Below are 16,026 nucleotides of genomic sequence, written 5' to 3'. Positions count from 1 at the left end.
GCATCGGGCACGAGGCCGTCGGTGGCGTTCAGCAGCTCGTGCGCGGTGGTCGGCTGCTCGGTGGCGGCCACGAGGTGCACGGTTTCCACGGTTTCGAGGCGGCGGCGGATTTCGCCGGCCATGGCCACCTGCTCGGTTTTCAGGCCAGCACGCAATAGCTGAGCCAACTCTTCGCCCAGCTTTTCGGCCTGCGGGTAGAGCAGCTTGCCTTTGCTCTGGCCGGCAAATTCCAACGCTTCCAGAATGCTGTCCTGCGTTTTCTTGCCGAAGCCTTTGAGCTTGCTCACCTGGTCGGTTTCGGCGGCTTCGCGCAGCTGCTCAATGGTTTCGAGGCCCAGCTCGCGCCACAGGCTGCGGATTTTCTTCGGCCCGATGCCTTTGATGCCCAGCATCTCGACCACGCCGGGCGGCGTGGTATCGAGCAGGCGCTGCAGGTCGGAGAAGGTGCCGGTATCGAGCAGCTCGGCTACCTTGGCGGCGGCAGTTTTGCTCAGGCCGGTGCGGTCGGGCAGGCCCGGGCGCTCCACTTCGGCTACCGGAAAGCTGAGCGCATCGAGGGTGTTGGCCGTGCCTTCCATGGCGCGGACTTTGAACGGGTTTTCGTCGTGCAACTCCATGAGCTGGGCAGCCAGCTTGAAGGCACGGGTCAGGGCGCGGTTATCCACGGGGCAGGGTCGTTTAAGAGGCGCGAAGGTAGCTTGTACGGGGGGTTACGTCGTTTTTCCCGCAGTGTACGCGGTGGCTAAACCGCAGTGGGCCGCAGGGTCGTTCAATGAAAACATTGCGCCCCGGAGCCGTTTAAGCACTGCGCGCCATTGCGGGGACTACTCCGAATTCATCATTTTACCACCCGACGCCACCTCTTGCCAATGTCCGGAATTACATTTTTTGCCCGCCTGCTGCCCTTGGCCGCCCCGCTGCTGGCGGTGGCCTGCCAGCCCAATAAGTCCACCGTCGTGGCCTCCTCCCCTGCTTCGATGAAGCAACTGGAAGGCACCTGGCTGGCCTCGCACGAAGAAAACCGGGGCGACACGCTGGTGTACCGGCCCAACACCTACAAGTTTCCGCCGGCCCGGGGCCGCACCGGCTTCGCCCTGAAGCCCTACGGCCGCTTCGAGCAGTTCGACATTGCCCCCACCGATGGCCTGAAGGGCCGCGAAGGCACCTGGACGGCCGACGGCGACACCCGCCTGCGCATTCACCTCACCGATGGGCAGTCGCCCGACTACACCCTCGAAATCATCGGGCTCGATAAGCAGGTGCTGAAGCTGCGGCAGCTGCCGCAATAGCCGCGCCACGGGCCCGCTCACGGCGATTTCATGTTGTGGCCGGAAATTTGGTTAGCAACCAGCAACCGGAAGCTGCCGGCCGGTTCAACTTCTGCCCGGTGCGCCCGTATCCTCTTTCCGCTGCTGCTCGTCGGCGGCACTTCATTTACTGTATTCGTTATGAAACTTCATGCTGCTTTCGGCGCTGCCCGCACGCTGGCCTTGGGCTTAGCGCTGCTGGGCGCGGGCCCCGCGCTGGCTCAAAAAACCACCGTCAAGGCCAAAAACGATAAAATCAAAACCAAAACCACTGATGCCAGCGGTGCGGTGGCCAAAACCAAGTTAACGGTAGAACCCGCGGCCGCCCCGCAGCCCACTACGCCCGTGGCTTCCGAGCCGCAGGTGGTGGTAGCGGCGGCCCCAGCGCCAGCGGTAACGGCCGAAGCACCCGCCGGCTGGCTGACGGACCTCGACGCGGCCAAGGCGGCCGCGAAAGCGGCCAACCGGCCTATTCTGGCCGTTTTTTCGGGCTCCGACTGGTGCAAGCCTTGCATCATGTACGAGCAGGAGGTGTTTGCCAAGCCCGAGTTCATGGCCTACGCCAAGGACAAGCTGGTGCTGGCCCACTTCGACTTTCCGCGTCTGAAAAAGAACCAGCTGCCGGCTGCCCAGCAGAAGATGAACGATGCCGCTGCTGCCCAGCTCAACCGCGAGGGCGACTTCCCGCTGGCCGTCGTGATTGCGCCCGATGGCAAGGTGCTGGCCAAAACCGGCTACATTGCCGGCGGCCCGGCGGCCTTCGAGGCCTATCTGAAAAAGGTGGTGCCGACGCTCTAAGCAGGCGCTTGCCTTCCATTTAGTGAACACACCAGCGCGGGGCGCGGCAACTTTTGCCGGCCCCGCTGCTTTTCTTACCCAATGCTCATTCGTCGATTGCTACTTGCGCCGCTGTGCCTCCTGAGCCTATTGCTGCTGGCTGGGACGGGCCGCGCCCAAACGACGCCGGCCGCCGCGCGCCACACCTTCACCAAAAGCGCGCACCTGATGGGCTCGCACTTCACCTTTACGGTGGTGGCGCCCGACGACTCGACCGGGCAGCGGGCCCTGCGTGCCGGCCTGGGCGAGGTGCGCCGCATTGATAAGCTGATGTCGTTTTGGGATTCGACCTCCGAGGTGGTGCGCATCAACCGGGCGGCGGGGCTGCGGCCGGTAGCCGTATCGGCCGAAACCTTCGACCTGATTACCCGCACCCTGAACCTGTCGCGCCTCAGCGATGGAGCCTTCGACATCACCTTTGCCAGTGCCGACAAGCTATACAAGTTCGACCGGCAGGCGCACCCGGCACTGCCCGATTCGGCGGCCATCCGCAACTCGGTGCGGCGCATCGGCTGGCAGAAAATTCAGCTGGATGTTGCCAAGCACACGGTGTACCTGCCCGAAAAAGGCATGCGCATCAATCTGGCGGGCATTCTGCAGGGCTACGGCCTGCGCCGGGCCAAGGAAGTGCTCGATAAGATGGGCATCAAGGGCGGGCTCATGAACGGCTCGGGCGACATTTACTGCTGGGGGCGGCAGGCCGACGGCTCGCTCTGGCGCGTGGCCATCGGCGACCCCGACCATCCAAATTCGGTGGCCGCCTGGGTGGACGTGACGGACATGGCCGTCGTCACGGCCGGCAACTACGAGCAGTATTTTACGGTGGGCAAGCAGGTGTACGGGCACATCATCAACCCGCACACGGGCTACCCGTCGGTGGGGCTGCGCTCGGTCACTATTCTGTGCCCCGACGTGGAATTGGCCGATGGATTGGACGAAGTCGTCTTCGTGAAAGGGCCAACCGCCGGTTTGGCGTTTATTAATAAACTGAAAGGCGTTGATTGCACGTTGATAACTGACGACAACCGCACGCTGGCCTCGCGGGGCATGACGCTGAATTTTTACCACGGCACAACGCCCACTCCGGCCACCCGTCCCTGATTTTACGTACGCTACGACTGTGAAAAGAATAGCCTTATCTACGCATCCCCGCCTGCTGCTGGGGCTGCTGTTGCTCCCGCTGGGAGCCGCGCTGCCGAGCTGCGTGTCGGTAGCCGCCTACCAGAAAGTGTACCTCAACGACGAGGACATGAAGCTGGCCAGCAAAACCGTGGAAACGCCCGAAACCAATTTCGAAAGCTACCGCGAAGGCGCTGGCGGCGCCAACGGCGGCAAAGTGGGCGGCGGCTGCGGCTGCAACTAAGTAATGAGCATGCGAAACGTCATGCTGAGCGCAGTCGAAGCGTGACATTCTAAGAAACAGTTTCTTGAAAAAGCTATTTTTACCCTTACTGGCCTTCAGCGCCCTGGCCTCCCCAGCCCTAGCCCAGACCGGCACTACGCAGAACCCGAACCGCATCGACGGCTACGGCGCGCCTGTGAGCCCCTCGGTGCCGGTGAGCCGCGCAGCCGATGAAACGACCATCGATATTCTGGGCGGCTACTACCAGCAGAATGGCAGCCACGGCGCCGTGGAAGGCGGCCGCGGCACCCAGCAGCTCACCGACGTGCCCCCGGCCATCATCGTGAACGTGCCGCTTGATACCGTGAGCCGGCTGAGCGTGAACGTGGGCGCTGACTTTTACGCCTCGGCCTCGACCGACCGCATCGACTTCGCGCTGAGCACCCCCTCGGCGCACGACGTGCGCTACCACGGCGACTTCGGTTACAGCCGCGAGCAGAAGGCCAAAGGCACCATCTGGGGCACGGGCGTTGGCGTGTCGAAAGAATATGACTATCTGTCGTTCAACGTGGCCGGCTCGTTTGCCAAAACCTCGCAGGACGGCAACCGCCAGCTTAGCCTGGCCGGGCAGGTATTTTTTGACCGCGTGACGCTGATTACGCCTATCGAGTTGCGTGCGCCGGGTGTCGGCAAAGGAAACTACGGCTCCGACACGCGCCAGACCTACAACTTCACGGCTACTTACTCGCAGGTAGTCAGCAAGCGCTTACAGGCAGCCATCAGCACCGAGCTGGTGTCGCAGAACGGGCTGCTGAGTACGCCTTTCCACCGCGTGTATTTCCGCGACAATACCGCCCCCAACCTGGCACCTACACTGAACAGCAATTTTGAAAGCCGCTTCCCCACGGCGGCCCGCATCGAGGCGCTACCCCGCTCGCGCTTCAAGTACCCGGTGAGCCTGCGCCTGAACTACTACGCCACCGACCTGGTGCAGGTGCGCGGCTTCTATCGCTTTTATAACGACAACTTTGGCATTACAGCGCACACGCTGGAGCTGGAACTGCCGGTGAAAGTGACGCCGTTTTTCGTGCTCTACCCCTTCTACCGCTACCACACCCAGACGGCCGCTACCTACTTCGCGCCCTTCGCCCAGCACTCGGTGGCCGACCAGTATTATACTTCCGACTACGACCTGTCAGCTTTCACGGCGCACAAGGCGGGCCTGGGGCTGCGCTACTCGCCAGTGTACGGCATTGGCCGCTTCCGCGTGCCGGGCAAGAACGGTCAGGGCCAGCCCCGGGTCATGCGCTTTAAGTCGCTCGACCTACGCTACGCGCACTACCAGCAGTTTGGCTCGACGATTTACGCCGTCAGCGACCGGGCCGACCTGGTTTCCAACATCATCAGCTTCGACCTAGGCTTCGCGCTGTAGCCGCCCCCGGATTTTCTTTTTCTTTGCGTGTGCAAACCAACGGCCGGCCGGCATCAATGCCTGTGCCGGCCGTTTAGGTTTCTGGTTACTTGTGGCTGGTTTCCAGCGGAGGAAATCGCCCCATCCTCATCAACGAGCAACCAGCAACACCAAACCAGCAACCGTATACAATGAAGCATTGGCTCGTTAAATCAGAACCCGAAGCGTACTCCTGGAACACTTTCGTGCAGGAAGACGGCACCGCCTGGACCGGCGTGCGCAACTACCAGGCCCGCAACAACCTCACCCTCATGCAGCCCGGCGACCTCGTGCTCTACTACCACAGCGTGAGCGAGAAAGCCGTGGTGGGCGTAGCCGAAGTGGCCGGTGTGGCCCACCCCGATGCCACCGCCGAAGCCGGCTCGCCCTGGGTGGCCGTGCCGCTACGCCCGGTGCAGCCCCTGCCCCACCCTGTGAGCCTGGCCCAGTTGAAGGCCGATGCGCGGCTGGGCGAGTTGGCCCTCATCCGACAGTCGCGGCTGTCGGTACTGCCGGTGCGGCCCGAAGAGTTCGACGCCATCATGGAGTTGGGGACAAAATAACCTGTCCGGGGCCGGCACCTTTCCGGCCCCGGGCGCTGTATCTTTAAGAGAACATCTGCGTTGAAAAGCCAGATGCATTGGCGACCATTTTTCACGGCTTTGAGTATGAAACATCGCTACTTTTCCCTGCTGCTGGCCTGCTGCGGAAGCCTGGCGCTGCCGCTATGCACATGGGCCCAAAAAGCGCCGCTGCTGCCCAACGCGCCCGTGCAAACGGCCCGCACCGAACTCCCGCTGAACAACCGCGACAGCGAAGTACATGTGCAGGCCCTGCCCGCCGATAGCACCGTGGTACTGCTGATAGGCCACGAGCGCACGCTCTCCAGCCGCTCCGATTTCAGCTTTCAGCAATACGACCAGCGCTTGCATCTGCGCCAGGAGGTTCCGCTGAAGGTGGCCGATGAGTTCAGCTTCGTGCGCATGTGTGCCGAGGGCACCACGGTGTACGCGCTATTTGCTTCGCGCAATACCACGGGCCGCTTGTTTGTGGCTGCCTACAATGGCCACCTGGGCCAGACGCGCACCCAGCAGTTCGATACCAAGCTGAGCCGCGAGGTAGTGGAGCTGAAGGCGCTCGACGGCAAGCTGTTTGCCACCGTGCTGCTGCAGGACCAGCTGCACGTCACGGCTCTCCTGCTCGACGTGGCTACCGGCCAGATGCAGTACCTGCCCTCGGTGTACGAACACGTGCCTACGCAGCTCACCTTCGTGGCCGATGCCGCCACCCGCCGCGCCGAGTACGTGCTGAGCCAGACGAACGGCCGCAAAAGCCGCCTGCTCCTCAAGCAGCTCACCGATAAGGGCCAGCTGCTGAGCTCCGAGTTTGTGCAGGCTGAGAGCGAGCGCAGCCTCATTACGGCCCAGGTAACGCCCCCGCAGGATACCACCGCCCGCCTCCTGATGGGCACCTATTCGCTGCGCGACCCCAACTACGCCCAGGGCGTGTTCGCCACCGACCTGAGCCGGCCCGCCTCCGGTGTGCCGGGCGCCGCGAAGCCTCCGTTGCGCTTCTACGACTTTCTGCACCTCAAGCATTTTTTCGACTACCTCAAACCCAGCAAGCAGGCTCGGCTACGCCAGCGCGTAGCCCGGCGGCTGGCCCGGTCGATGCCGCCCATGCGCTGGCACTACCGCCTGCTGCTCCACGAGCTGCAGCCACAGCCCGATGGCGGCTACGTGCTGGTAGCCGAAGTATATACCCCGCATTATCGCTACAATAACTACGGGACGTATTACGGCAGCCCGTTCGGCAGCTTTGGCAACCAGTACTATTCGTCGGGCTACGACTACGGTCAGGGGCTGGGCTATTCGCCGTACTCGCCCTATGGCGCTAACCGCTCCTTTGATGGCTACCAAACCACCCACGCCCTGGTATGCGGCTTCGACCGCAAGGGCACGCTCCTTTGGGATAATATTTTCGTAGTCGAAAACCTGCGCCGCACCGAGCTCGAAGAAGCCGTGCGCCTGCAGGCCCTGCCCGATGGCCGCCTCGTGCTGGCCTACCTCGACGAAAACAAGCTGCGCTACAAAGTGGTGAACCGCGGTGAAAGCGCCCCCAACGACTTACAGGTTCCCATCAGCACCGGCGTGAGCAGTGCCGAGCAAGGGCCTGAGCGTGCTACCGATACCGACCAGTACGACTTACTGCCGTGGTACGGGGGCCGTTTTGTGGCGCTGGGCTACCAGCACGTGCGCGTGGCGCACGGCTCCGACCGCGAGGTGTTTTTTATGAACACGGTGGTATTCCAATAGCAGCTATTGTTGCCCGCCGGCCAACAACCCGGCAGCCGTGGCCGTACCATTGGCGGGCCAGCGCCGAACTACCGGCGCTGCATTCCCGGCCCGGGCTGCATTTTTGCTTCATGATGACCAAACTCCGTCTTCCCGTTCTGTTTCTGTTGCTCGTGCTGGCGGGCTGTCGCGCCGGTGGCCCCGGCACACCGGCGCGCACCGTAGCTTCATTCTTCTCGAAGTACGAAAATCGCGACGGCTTCAAAGCCACCGAATGGTCGGCCGACCTGCTCCAGCGCCTGGCCCTGGTGAAGGCTGCCAAGCTGCTCGGCGGCTCCGACCTCACCAATGCCATCACCGGCATCCGCTCGGCGCGGGTTATCAGCTTCACGCCCACCTCGTCGTCGGCTCGCGAACTGGCGGCCCAGGGCCTGCGCGCCGAGGCCAGCGGCATTCTGCAGGGCGAAAAATACACGCCGCTGACCACGGCCGGCTTCGGCGGCAGCAGCTACGCCATCTCCACCCGCGGCTCGGGCGATAAAATCTCGGAGTTTGCGGCCCTGGGCAGCCTGCCCGACGTGGCCGACTCGTTCGTGCTCGTTTCAGTGCAGGGCAATTTCACCAGCAGTCAAGTGAGCGCGCTGGCCAAGTACCTGCCTCAAATTGTGCAGGCAACAAGCAAATAATACGCCCCAGACAAAAAAAGCAGAATGCCCGGCCGAGTTAACTCGGCCGGGCATTCTGCTTTTTTTTCTGTGCTCAGAGCTTACCGGCCCTGCGCCATCAGGGTTTCAATCTCATCGGCCTGCAGCGGAATGCTGGCCATTAAATCCTCGTTGCCACCGGGCGTGATGAGAATGTCGTTTTCCAAACGAATGCCCAGGCCCTCCTCGGGAATATAGATGCCTGGCTCGATGGTGTACACCATGCCGGGCTCGAAGGTGCGGTACTTGTAGCCCACGTCGTGCACGTCGAGGCCCAGGTAGTGGCTGGTGCCGTGCATGAAGTACTTTTTGTAGAGCGGGGCCGCCGGGTCTTGGTTTTTCACGTCGGTGGCATTCAGCAGGTCGAGCTTGATGAGCTGCTGCTCCATGGCCTCGCCCACCTGGCGGTGGTATTCCTCAATCTCAGCGCCCGATACGAGGCGGGATTTGGCAAACTCCATCACGCTCAGCACCGCATCGTACACCTGCCGCTGGCGCGGCGTGAACTTGCCATTCACCGGAATAGAGCGCGACAAGTCGGCCGCGTAGTTGGCGTATTCGGCCCCGAAGTCGAGCAGAATCACGTCGCCGTCCTGGCACTGGTTATCGTTGGTAGTGTAGTGCAGCACGCAGGCATTCTTGCCGCTGGCTACAATGCTGCCGTAAGCCGGTCCGCGGCTGCGGTTGCGCATAAATTCGTGCACAATCTCGGCTTCAATCTCGAACTCCCACACGCCCGGCTTCACGAAGCCCAGCAGCCGGCGGAAGGCCTTGCCCGTGATGTCGCAGGCCTGGCGCATCACCCGGATTTCCTCGGGGCTCTTGATGGCGCGCAGCTGGTGCAGCAGGCGGGCGGCGCGGCGGTAGGTGTGCAGCGGGTACTGCGCCTGCAGCCGCTTGATGAAGCGGGAATCGCGCGTTTCCACCTCCACCACGGCCCGGATGTGCTCGTTCGAGTTCAGATATACGTTCTCGGCTTCGTTCATCAGCGCGGGCAGCACCGAGTTGAAGCTGTCGAGCCACATAATGGTGCGAATGCCCGAGTTCTGGCGGGCCTCGTCCTTGGTCAGCTTATAGCCTTCCCAGATGAGGATATGCTCCGACGTTTCCTTCAGGAACAGGATTTCGCGGTGCTGGGGCAGGCGTGCATCCGGAAAAATGACGAGAATGCTCTCCTCCTGGTCGACGCCGGACAGGTAGAACAGGTCGTTGTTTTGCCGGAATGCCATGGTGCCGTCGGCATTGGTCGGCATAATATCGTTGCTCTGGAAGATGGCCAGCGAAGCCGGCGGCAGCAGCTCGCGGAAGCGGCGGCGGTTCTCAACAAAAAGCTCAGGAGCGAGGGGGGCGTAGCGCATGGGCGGAAGCGAAATAATGGAGAGTTGGGAGGCGCAAGTTAGGCAGGAGGCAGCGCGGCCACGGCCGGCCGCCGGGCCGTTGTATGCCAGCACAACAAAAAAAGCCCCGCTTCGGGCGAAGCAGGGGCTTTTTTGTGGCCACAGGTGGCCGGCACTACATTTTGGTGCTCGTCTTTTTCACGGTTGTCTTGTTGGTCTTGTAGCGCATGTCGGGCGTGCCGTCGGCTTTCAAGGGACCGGTGCTGGTGGTTTTGGTCATCTTGTTTTCCTTGTAGCGCATGTCGGGCGTGCCGTCGGCTTTCATCTTAGTGCTGGTCGAGGTCGATGACGACGACATTTTGGTATTGCCCGAGGGCGTCGTCATGGTGCTCGACTTGGTCATCGAGCCCGAGCTCTTGGTCATGGTGCTCGATTTCGACATGCCGGCCGGGTTGGTCATAGTCGACGACTTGGTGGTCACCTTCGTGGCCGGGGCCTGCGAAGTGGTCATCTTGGTCGTTTTCGACGAGCTGGCACTCATCGTGCTGGTGGTGCCGGTACTGGCCGGGGCAGTGGTTTGGGCGAGGGCGGCCGAACCGCCAAGCAGGCTCAGAGAAACGAGGAGACCGAGAATGCGCTTCATAACGGGAAATGTGAAGGGGGTGAGAAATGGGCCGTCTACGGCGCTTCGGGCGCTGCGGTTGGGTAGCAATGTACCCATTTTTCTATACTCTTTCACTGCCGTGCAGCGACTGGCGAAGCGGGATTCGGCCGCCGCTTTTAAACCCGTCCGCCCGGGCGCTATCCAACCGGCATCATTCACCCCACATCCACACCCACTGTCATGAAAAAGTCGCTGTTTTCGGTTATCGCTGCCTTTGGCCTCTTTGCTATTTCGTACACTGCCACCGCTCAAACCGCAACGCCGGGCATCACGGCCCGCCAGCGCACCGAGCAGGCCCGCATTCGCCAAGGCGTGCGCTCGGGTGAGCTCACCCGCCCCGAAGCGGCCCGCCTGAAAACCCGCGAAGCCGACATTCGCGAAGACAAACGCGAAGCCAAAGCCGATGGCGTAGTTACCCGTGACGAACGCCAGGACATCCGCAAGGATGAGCGCCAAACCAGCCGCGCCATTTACCGCCAGAAGCACGATGGCCAAGTGCGCCGCTTCCGCTAGTCGCGCTTGGTCCATCTGGCTTGTTCTTTATCCCCGCATCGTGCCCGATGCGGGGATATTTTTTTAACCTACTTGCCAAAAGTAAAATAATATATTACTTTAGTACCGAAAATAATCCATGACCGCCTCACCTGAGCCCATGTGGCTGCTCAGCCGGCGATTTACGCTTACCCTTTTTTGCTCCGAGCTATGAAAACTCTCTACGCTTGCTTGGTTGCCAGTAGCTTGCTGGCGCTCACCCCTCTTTCGTCGCAGGCGGCTCGCAGCCTGATGCCCGACAACCCAACCGAAACCATGCGCAAAGCCGCGGCCCGCGAAAAGGCCGCCACTAAGGCCAAAGCAAAAGAGGCCAAAGCCGCAAAAAAGAGCAAGCGGTCGGTCGCCTACCGCTTCCGGAAGCTTAGTACCGGCTTCAATCATGCGGTGCTGGTCCTCGTCGGGCTCGAAGACAGCAAGGCGGTAACGTCGCCCGCCAAGCTCAACCGCCAGTTGCACATACACCAGAAGCACCTCAAAGCCAAAGCCCGCATGGAGGCCAAAGCCCGGCGGCGGCGCACCAGCCACATGTTCAACTAGCCGGCCGCCATTTACAGTAAAAAGCCCCTCGCTACCGTAGCGAGGGGCTTTTTCGTTATTCAGCGCTGTTGCGGCCGATTAGGCCGTTACCTGCGCTTCGAGTTTTTGGGCGAGCACGTGCTTGGGCACTGCGCCTACTTGCTTATCAACGATTTGGCCGTTTTTGAAAACCAGCAGCGTGGGGATGCTGCGGATGCCAAATTTCATCGAAGTCTGGGGGTTGGCGTCAACATCGACTTTGCCCACCACCACTTTGCCTTCGTATTCGCCGGCCAGCTCTTCCACCACGGGGCCTACCATGCGGCAGGGGCCGCACCATTCAGCCCAGAAATCGACCAGTACGGGCTTGTCGCCGTTGATGATTTCGTCAAAGTTGGCGTCGGTTATTTCAATTGCTTTGTGTCCCATTTCAATTTGGGTTGGGGTTAATAAATAGTCTGGCGTATACGGCCAACGGGGTCGCAAGGTAGCAGATTGGATGGTAAAACAGCCCGGGGTCGGGAAAGTTCAGCGGGACGGTTTCGGCCGGGCGAAGGGTCTGTTTTTCTATTTGAACGTCATGAAAAACACGCTTTGTACGTCATGCAGAGCGCAGTCGAAGCATCTCTACCGCGCAAGTAAATAATTGCGTTGCGCGGTAGAGATGCTTCGACTGCGCTCTGCATGACGTTCTTCTTTTTTATCGGCCCAGCCCCTAAATCAGCGTGCACACTTCCATGTCCAGCTCCTTCATCTTTTCGATGAAGGCCTTGGGCTCAATCTGGAAGCGGCGTGAGAACATATCCACGGCCAGGTGCTCGTGCGGCTCCACAAACTGAATTTCGAGACGCTTACCGCCGGGAGCATGCTCAATGGCCTCTTCCAGCCGGTCGAGCATGGGGCCGGTTACGGTGCGCAGGTCGAGGCGCACGCGCACGCCTTTGCTGCGCTTTTCGGCCACGTCGGCCAGCGGCTCCATCGTGAGGATGCGGAGGTCCCACTGGTCTTGGGTGTGGCGGCGCAGCTCCTGCTTGAGGCGCACAAACATGGGCGGCACCTGCTCGTTGGGGTAGTTGCGCGGGTTGATGAGGGGCGCAAACTTGGTGTAGTCGTCGCGGAACAGGGCCGGATTGATGCTTGTCTCGTAGTCTTCGAGGGTGAAGGTGCAGAAGGGCTGGCCGGTTTTAGTTGTCTTAAACAACACGTTGTTAATCAGGCCGGCCACCGCAATTTCCTTGTTCTTGATTTCGTCCACCTTATCCAGCCCGCAGGTGCAGTAGGCGTCGAGCTCCAGCTTGTAGCTGTCGAGCGGGTGGCCCGAAAGGTAGAAGCCCACTACTTCCTTTTCGCGGCGCAGTTGCTCGGTTTTGCTCCAGGGCTCCATCTCGTGCATTTTGGGCATGGGCGCGGCCACGGCCCCGAAAGCCCCCGCCCCAAACAGGCTGTGCTGGGCCGACTCCTTGGCCGCCGCGTGCTGCTGGCCCACACGCATGGCCTTTTCAATCAGGTTCTGGTCGCCGGCAGGCGCATCGAGATACAAGCGACGGTGCTTGCCGAAGTTGTCGAAGGCACCGGCCTGGGCCAGGCTCTCAAAGGTTTTCTTGTTCACAGTGCGCAGGTTCACGCGCTTGGCGAAGTCGAAAATGTCGGTGTACTCGCCGTTTTTGCTGCGCTCCTGCACCATGCTTTCCACGGCGAGTTCGCCCGCGCCCTTCACCGCGCCCATGCCGAAACGAATGGCACCCTCCTGGTTCACGTTGAATTTCAGCAGGGATTCATTCACGTCGGGCCCGAGCACGGGCACGCCCTGCTTGCGGGCTTCTTCGATGAAGAAGGTCACCTTCTTGATGTCGCCCATGTTGTTGGTGAGCACGGCGGCCATGTACTCGGCCGGGTAGTTGGCCTTCAGATAACCAGTCTGATACGCTACTACCGAATAGGCGGCCGAGTGCGAGCGGTTGAAGCCGTACTCGGCGAATTTTTCCATTACGTCGAAGACTTCGTTGGCCTTCTTCGCCGGAATGCTGTGCAGATTTTTGGCGCCCTCGATGAACTTCTCGCGTTCGAGCGCCATCTTTTTCATGTCCTTCTTACCCATGGCGCGGCGCAGCAGGTCGGCGCCGCCGAGCGAGTAGCCGGCCAGAATCTGGGCCGTCTGCATAATCTGCTCCTGATACACCATGATGCCCTGGCTGTACTCCAGAATGGGCTTGAGCAGGTCGTGCGGGTATTCCACTTCCTCGCGGCCGTGCTTGCGGTTGATGAAGTTCGGGATGAACTGCATCGGGCCCGGGCGGTAGAGGGCGTTCATGGCAATCAGGTCTTCGATGTTGGTCGGCTTCAGGTCCTTGAGGTACTGCCGCATTCCCTCGGATTCAAACTGGAACGTGCCGATGGTATCGCCGCGCTGGTAGAGGGCGTAGGTCTTCTCGTCGTCGAGCGGAATCTCGTCAATGTCGATTTTCACGCCGTGGTTACGCTCAATCAGGGTCAGCGCATCCACGATGATGGTCAGGGTTTTGAGGCCCAGAAAGTCCATCTTCAGCATGCCGGCCGATTCAATCACCTTGCCATCGAACTGCGTCACGAGCAGGTCCGAGTCTTTCGACGTCGATACCGGGATGTAGTTCGTGATGTCGTCGGGCGCGATGATGACGCCGGCCGCGTGGATACCGGTGTTGCGCACCGAGCCTTCGAGCTGGGTGGCGAGACGCAGAATCTGGCCCTTGAGGTTTTCGGGCGACTCGTCGCGCCGAATCATGTCGAGCTCCTGGTTTTCGGCGAAGGCGCCGGCCAGGGTGGTGCCGGGCTTGTCGGGCACCATCTTGGTGAGGTCGTTGGTGTGCGGCAGGGGCAGCTCCATGGCCCGGGCCACGTCCTTGATGCTGGACTTGGCGGCCATAGTGCCGAAGGTGATAATCTGGGCTACCTGCGTTTTGCCGTACTTGCCCACCACGTAGTCGATGACGCGCTGGCGGTTCACGTCGTCAAAGTCGATGTCGATATCGGGCATCGACACGCGCTCGGGGTTCAGGAAACGCTCGAACAGCAGCGAGTACTTGATGGGGTCGATGTTGGTGATGCCCACGCAGTAGGCCACCGCCGAGCCGGCGGCTGAGCCCCGGCCCGGGCCCACGGCCACGCCAATGCTGCGGCCGTGGTTGATGAAGTCTTGGGTGATGAGAAAGTAGCCCGCAAAGCCCATCGTCTGGATGATGCGCAGCTCATAGTCAAGGCGTTCCTCGATTTCGGGCGTGCGCTCGGAGTAGCGCGGCGGCTTGGTCATCGTCACGACGCCCTTGCCGGCGCTGGCACCGAAGGCCCCCACGTAAGTCAGCTCGCGCAGGAATTCGTCGGCGTTGGCGAAGGGCGCGGGAATGGGGAAGTTGGGCAACAGAATGTCGCGCGCCAGCTTCGGGGGCGTGATTTTGTCGACAATCTCGTTAGTGTTGTCTAAGCTCTCGGGCACGTCGGCGAACAGGTCGTTCATCTGCGCCTGCGTCTTGAAGAAGAACTGGTCGTTGGCGAAGCCAAAGCGGGTGTGCGGCTTGGGCTTCTGCAGCTCCTCGTCGATGCGGCGCAGCTGGCGTTGGGCGGCTTCGTCGCGCGAGTGGTCGCGGCGCAGGTTGTCGAGCAGGTCGTATTTCACCTCGCCCTGGCCGGTCATCAGGGTGTAGTAGTTGGTGCGGATGTCGCCGACCGGGATACTGTGCTCCTCGCCGGTGTTCACGCACAGCAGCAGGTCGTGGGCGGCGTAGTCGGTCTGGTCGACGTAGTGCGAGTCGTTGGTGCAGATGACCTTGACGTTGTACTTCTTCGCAAAGCCCAGCAAAATCTGGTTCACGTCTTCCTGGCTTTTGCCGGTGCCGTCGAAATTCATCAGCCCGTGGCGCTGAATTTCGATGTAGTAATCCTCACCGAATAAGTCAAGCCACCACTTCAGCTTCTCCTCGGCTTCGGCTTCGGTGCCGAAGAGAATGGTCTGCGGAATCTCGGCACCGATGCAGCACGAAGTAGCAATCAGGCCCTCGTGGTATTTCAGCAGCAACTCCTTATCGATGCGCGGAAACTTCGAGTACACGCCCTCGATAAAGCTCAGCGAGCAGAGCTTGGCCAGGTTGTGGTAGCCGGCCTGGTCCTTGGCCAGCAGCAACTGGTGGTGGCGGGTGTCGCGCTCGCCTTTTTCGCGGCTAAAGGCCTTTTTATGCCGGTCCTCAACCAAGTAGAATTCGCAGCCCACAATGGGCTTCACGTTGTACTTGTTGGCCTCAGCCACGAAGTTGAACGCGCCGAACATGTTGCCGTGGTCGGTGAGGGCCACGGCGGGCATGCCGTCCTTTTGGGCCTTCTTCATCAGGGCCGAAATGCTGGCCTGGCCGTCGAGCAGCGAGTATTGGGTGTGGCTGTGAAGGTGCGAGAACGTGGGCATAGCGGGAGGGCTGAGTTTTAAGGGTTGAGTTCTGAGTTTTCCGCTGATTTAATTCAACACTTAACCCGCGAAATTCAACCCTTATGGTAAAGATACCCCCGGCCGGCGGGGTTCCCCAAACCCAATTTTCCTCCGGCTTGATTCCCTGAGGCCTGCGTTTTGATTAGGCCGGCCGCGGGTTCTCCCCTACTTGCTCCCGACTGGCAGTTGCAGCACCTCCCCGATTTTCACGCCCGTATCAGTGGCGGCACGGCCGTTGAGGGCCTGCAATTCGGCCACTTTGGTGTGGTAGAGCACCGAGATGCTGTAGAGCGTTTCGCCGGGCTCCACGGTGTGGGTGGGCGGCGTAAGGCTGGCCGGGTCGCGGATGGGTGTGGGAGCCGGGCGCGGCGCGGGCCGGGGCTTGAGGGCCGCTCCCACGGCATCGACGGGCTTGAGCAGCAGCACCTGGCCAGTTGCGAGCTTGTAGGGTGCTTCGAGCTGATTGATAGCAATGAGCGTAGCGGGTGCCACGCCGAAGCGGCGGCCCACGGCAAACACCGTTTCGCCGGGCTCGACGCGGTGCGAGGCTTCGGATGGAGCCGGCAGGGCCGG

The 16,026-nt window shown here is 61.3% G+C and carries 16 protein-coding genes; 10 read left to right on the top strand and 6 right to left on the bottom strand.

Translation table 11 applies throughout. The features are described 5' to 3' along the window. On the bottom strand, nt 1-665 hold a 665-nt coding region (locus tag ACYVDE_RS03745), incomplete at its 3' end, for a helix-hairpin-helix domain-containing protein (RefSeq protein WP_460500121.1). A gap of 204 nt (nt 666-869) precedes the next feature. On the opposite strand from ACYVDE_RS03745, the gene ACYVDE_RS03740 reads away from it, so the two are divergent. The 8 genes from ACYVDE_RS03740 (at nt 870) to ACYVDE_RS03705 (ending at nt 7,916) form a co-directional block, all read left to right on the top strand. Beyond that, nucleotides 870-1,289 carry a lipocalin-like domain-containing protein gene (locus ACYVDE_RS03740; RefSeq protein WP_460500120.1) on the top strand — a complete coding sequence of 140 codons (420 nt, stop codon included), beginning with the start codon at nt 870-872 and terminating at the stop codon, nt 1,287-1,289. 159 nt (nt 1,290-1,448) lie between these two features. Then, the gene (locus ACYVDE_RS03735; protein ID WP_460500119.1) at nt 1,449-2,105 is read left to right on the top strand and encodes a thioredoxin family protein; all 657 of its coding nucleotides are present in this window, start codon (nt 1,449-1,451) and stop codon (nt 2,103-2,105) included. A gap of 81 nt (nt 2,106-2,186) precedes the next feature. Next, the gene (locus ACYVDE_RS03730; RefSeq protein WP_460500118.1) at nt 2,187-3,245 is read left to right on the top strand and encodes an FAD:protein FMN transferase; all 1,059 of its coding nucleotides are present in this window, start codon (nt 2,187-2,189) and stop codon (nt 3,243-3,245) included. Between the two features lie 64 nt (nt 3,246-3,309). Then, nucleotides 3,310-3,507 (top strand): DUF4266 domain-containing protein, encoded by a 198-nt coding sequence (locus ACYVDE_RS03725; protein WP_460500122.1) that lies wholly within the window; start codon nt 3,310-3,312, stop codon nt 3,505-3,507. A gap of 64 nt (nt 3,508-3,571) precedes the next feature. Beyond that, complete coding sequence (locus ACYVDE_RS03720) at nt 3,572-4,918, top strand: DUF3570 domain-containing protein (protein ID WP_460500117.1); 1,347 nt, start codon at nt 3,572-3,574, stop codon at nt 4,916-4,918. Between the two features lie 170 nt (nt 4,919-5,088). Then, on the top strand, nt 5,089-5,499 hold the full coding sequence (locus tag ACYVDE_RS03715) for an EVE domain-containing protein (RefSeq protein ID WP_460500116.1): 411 nt from the start codon (nt 5,089-5,091) through the stop codon (nt 5,497-5,499). 105 nt (nt 5,500-5,604) lie between these two features. Beyond that, nucleotides 5,605-7,251 (top strand): hypothetical protein, encoded by a 1,647-nt coding sequence (locus ACYVDE_RS03710; protein WP_460500115.1) that lies wholly within the window; start codon nt 5,605-5,607, stop codon nt 7,249-7,251. 110 nt (nt 7,252-7,361) lie between these two features. Then, nucleotides 7,362-7,916: a DUF4252 domain-containing protein gene (locus tag ACYVDE_RS03705; RefSeq protein ID WP_460500114.1), complete on the top strand. Its 555-nt coding sequence runs from the start codon at nt 7,362-7,364 to the stop codon at nt 7,914-7,916. Nucleotides 7,917-7,996: 80 nt separating this feature from the next. Here ACYVDE_RS03705 and ACYVDE_RS03700 read toward each other — a convergent pair whose 3' ends face one another. Both ACYVDE_RS03700 and ACYVDE_RS03695 read right to left on the bottom strand, forming a co-directional pair. Further along, nucleotides 7,997-9,292, bottom strand: a complete 1,296-nt coding sequence (locus ACYVDE_RS03700; protein ID WP_460500113.1) for a Xaa-Pro aminopeptidase — start codon at nt 9,290-9,292, stop codon at nt 7,997-7,999. Between the two features lie 154 nt (nt 9,293-9,446). Further along, complete coding sequence (locus ACYVDE_RS03695; protein ID WP_460500112.1) at nt 9,447-9,914, bottom strand: hypothetical protein; 468 nt, start codon at nt 9,912-9,914, stop codon at nt 9,447-9,449. A 201-nt stretch (nt 9,915-10,115) separates the two neighbouring features. Between ACYVDE_RS03695 and ACYVDE_RS03690 the strand changes: the two genes are divergently transcribed. Further along, nucleotides 10,116-10,448, top strand: coding sequence for a hypothetical protein (locus tag ACYVDE_RS03690; RefSeq protein WP_460500111.1), 333 nt, complete (start codon nt 10,116-10,118; stop codon nt 10,446-10,448). Nucleotides 10,449-10,637: 189 nt separating this feature from the next. Further along, nucleotides 10,638-11,024 (top strand): hypothetical protein, encoded by a 387-nt coding sequence (locus ACYVDE_RS03685; protein WP_460500110.1) that lies wholly within the window; start codon nt 10,638-10,640, stop codon nt 11,022-11,024. 78 nt (nt 11,025-11,102) lie between these two features. On the opposite strand, the gene trxA is transcribed toward ACYVDE_RS03685, so the two are convergent. The 3 genes from trxA to ACYVDE_RS03670 all read right to left on the bottom strand — a co-directional run. Further along, entirely contained in the window at nt 11,103-11,432 is a 330-nt protein-coding gene (gene trxA, locus ACYVDE_RS03680; protein ID WP_198067719.1) for a thioredoxin, read from the bottom strand. Nucleotides 11,433-11,718: 286 nt separating this feature from the next. Next, nucleotides 11,719-15,432 (bottom strand): DNA polymerase III subunit alpha, encoded by a 3,714-nt coding sequence (dnaE, locus tag ACYVDE_RS03675; protein ID WP_460500109.1) that lies wholly within the window; start codon nt 15,430-15,432, stop codon nt 11,719-11,721. 186 nt (nt 15,433-15,618) lie between these two features. Further along, the coding region (locus tag ACYVDE_RS03670) for a LysM peptidoglycan-binding domain-containing protein (protein ID WP_460500108.1) at nt 15,619-16,026 on the bottom strand (408 nt) is incomplete at its 5' end.

This window comes from Hymenobacter agri, assembly GCF_054778495.1.
This window is presented reverse-complemented; position numbering and strand designations above follow the sequence as displayed.

What these genes read in the sequence shown, in the direction of transcription:
- ACYVDE_RS03695 (WP_460500112.1), bottom strand. Translation starts at nt 9,914, where the DNA reads ATGAAGCGCATTCTCGGTCTCCTCGTTTCTCTGAGCCTGCTTGGCGGT.
- ACYVDE_RS03690 (WP_460500111.1), top strand. Translation starts at nt 10,116, where the DNA reads ATGAAAAAGTCGCTGTTTTCGGTTATCGCTGCCTTTGGCCTCTTTGCT.
- ACYVDE_RS03705 (WP_460500114.1), top strand. Translation starts at nt 7,362, where the DNA reads ATGATGACCAAACTCCGTCTTCCCGTTCTGTTTCTGTTGCTCGTGCTG.
- ACYVDE_RS03730 (WP_460500118.1), top strand. Translation starts at nt 2,187, where the DNA reads ATGCTCATTCGTCGATTGCTACTTGCGCCGCTGTGCCTCCTGAGCCTA.
- ACYVDE_RS03735 (WP_460500119.1), top strand. Translation starts at nt 1,449, where the DNA reads ATGAAACTTCATGCTGCTTTCGGCGCTGCCCGCACGCTGGCCTTGGGC.
- ACYVDE_RS03685 (WP_460500110.1), top strand. Translation starts at nt 10,638, where the DNA reads ATGAAAACTCTCTACGCTTGCTTGGTTGCCAGTAGCTTGCTGGCGCTC.
- trxA (WP_198067719.1), bottom strand. Translation starts at nt 11,432, where the DNA reads ATGGGACACAAAGCAATTGAAATAACCGACGCCAACTTTGACGAAATC.
- ACYVDE_RS03740 (WP_460500120.1), top strand. Translation starts at nt 870, where the DNA reads ATGTCCGGAATTACATTTTTTGCCCGCCTGCTGCCCTTGGCCGCCCCG.
- ACYVDE_RS03710 (WP_460500115.1), top strand. Translation starts at nt 5,605, where the DNA reads ATGAAACATCGCTACTTTTCCCTGCTGCTGGCCTGCTGCGGAAGCCTG.
- ACYVDE_RS03700 (WP_460500113.1), bottom strand. Translation starts at nt 9,292, where the DNA reads ATGCGCTACGCCCCCCTCGCTCCTGAGCTTTTTGTTGAGAACCGCCGC.
- ACYVDE_RS03715 (WP_460500116.1), top strand. Translation starts at nt 5,089, where the DNA reads ATGAAGCATTGGCTCGTTAAATCAGAACCCGAAGCGTACTCCTGGAAC.
- dnaE (WP_460500109.1), bottom strand. Translation starts at nt 15,432, where the DNA reads ATGCCCACGTTCTCGCACCTTCACAGCCACACCCAATACTCGCTGCTC.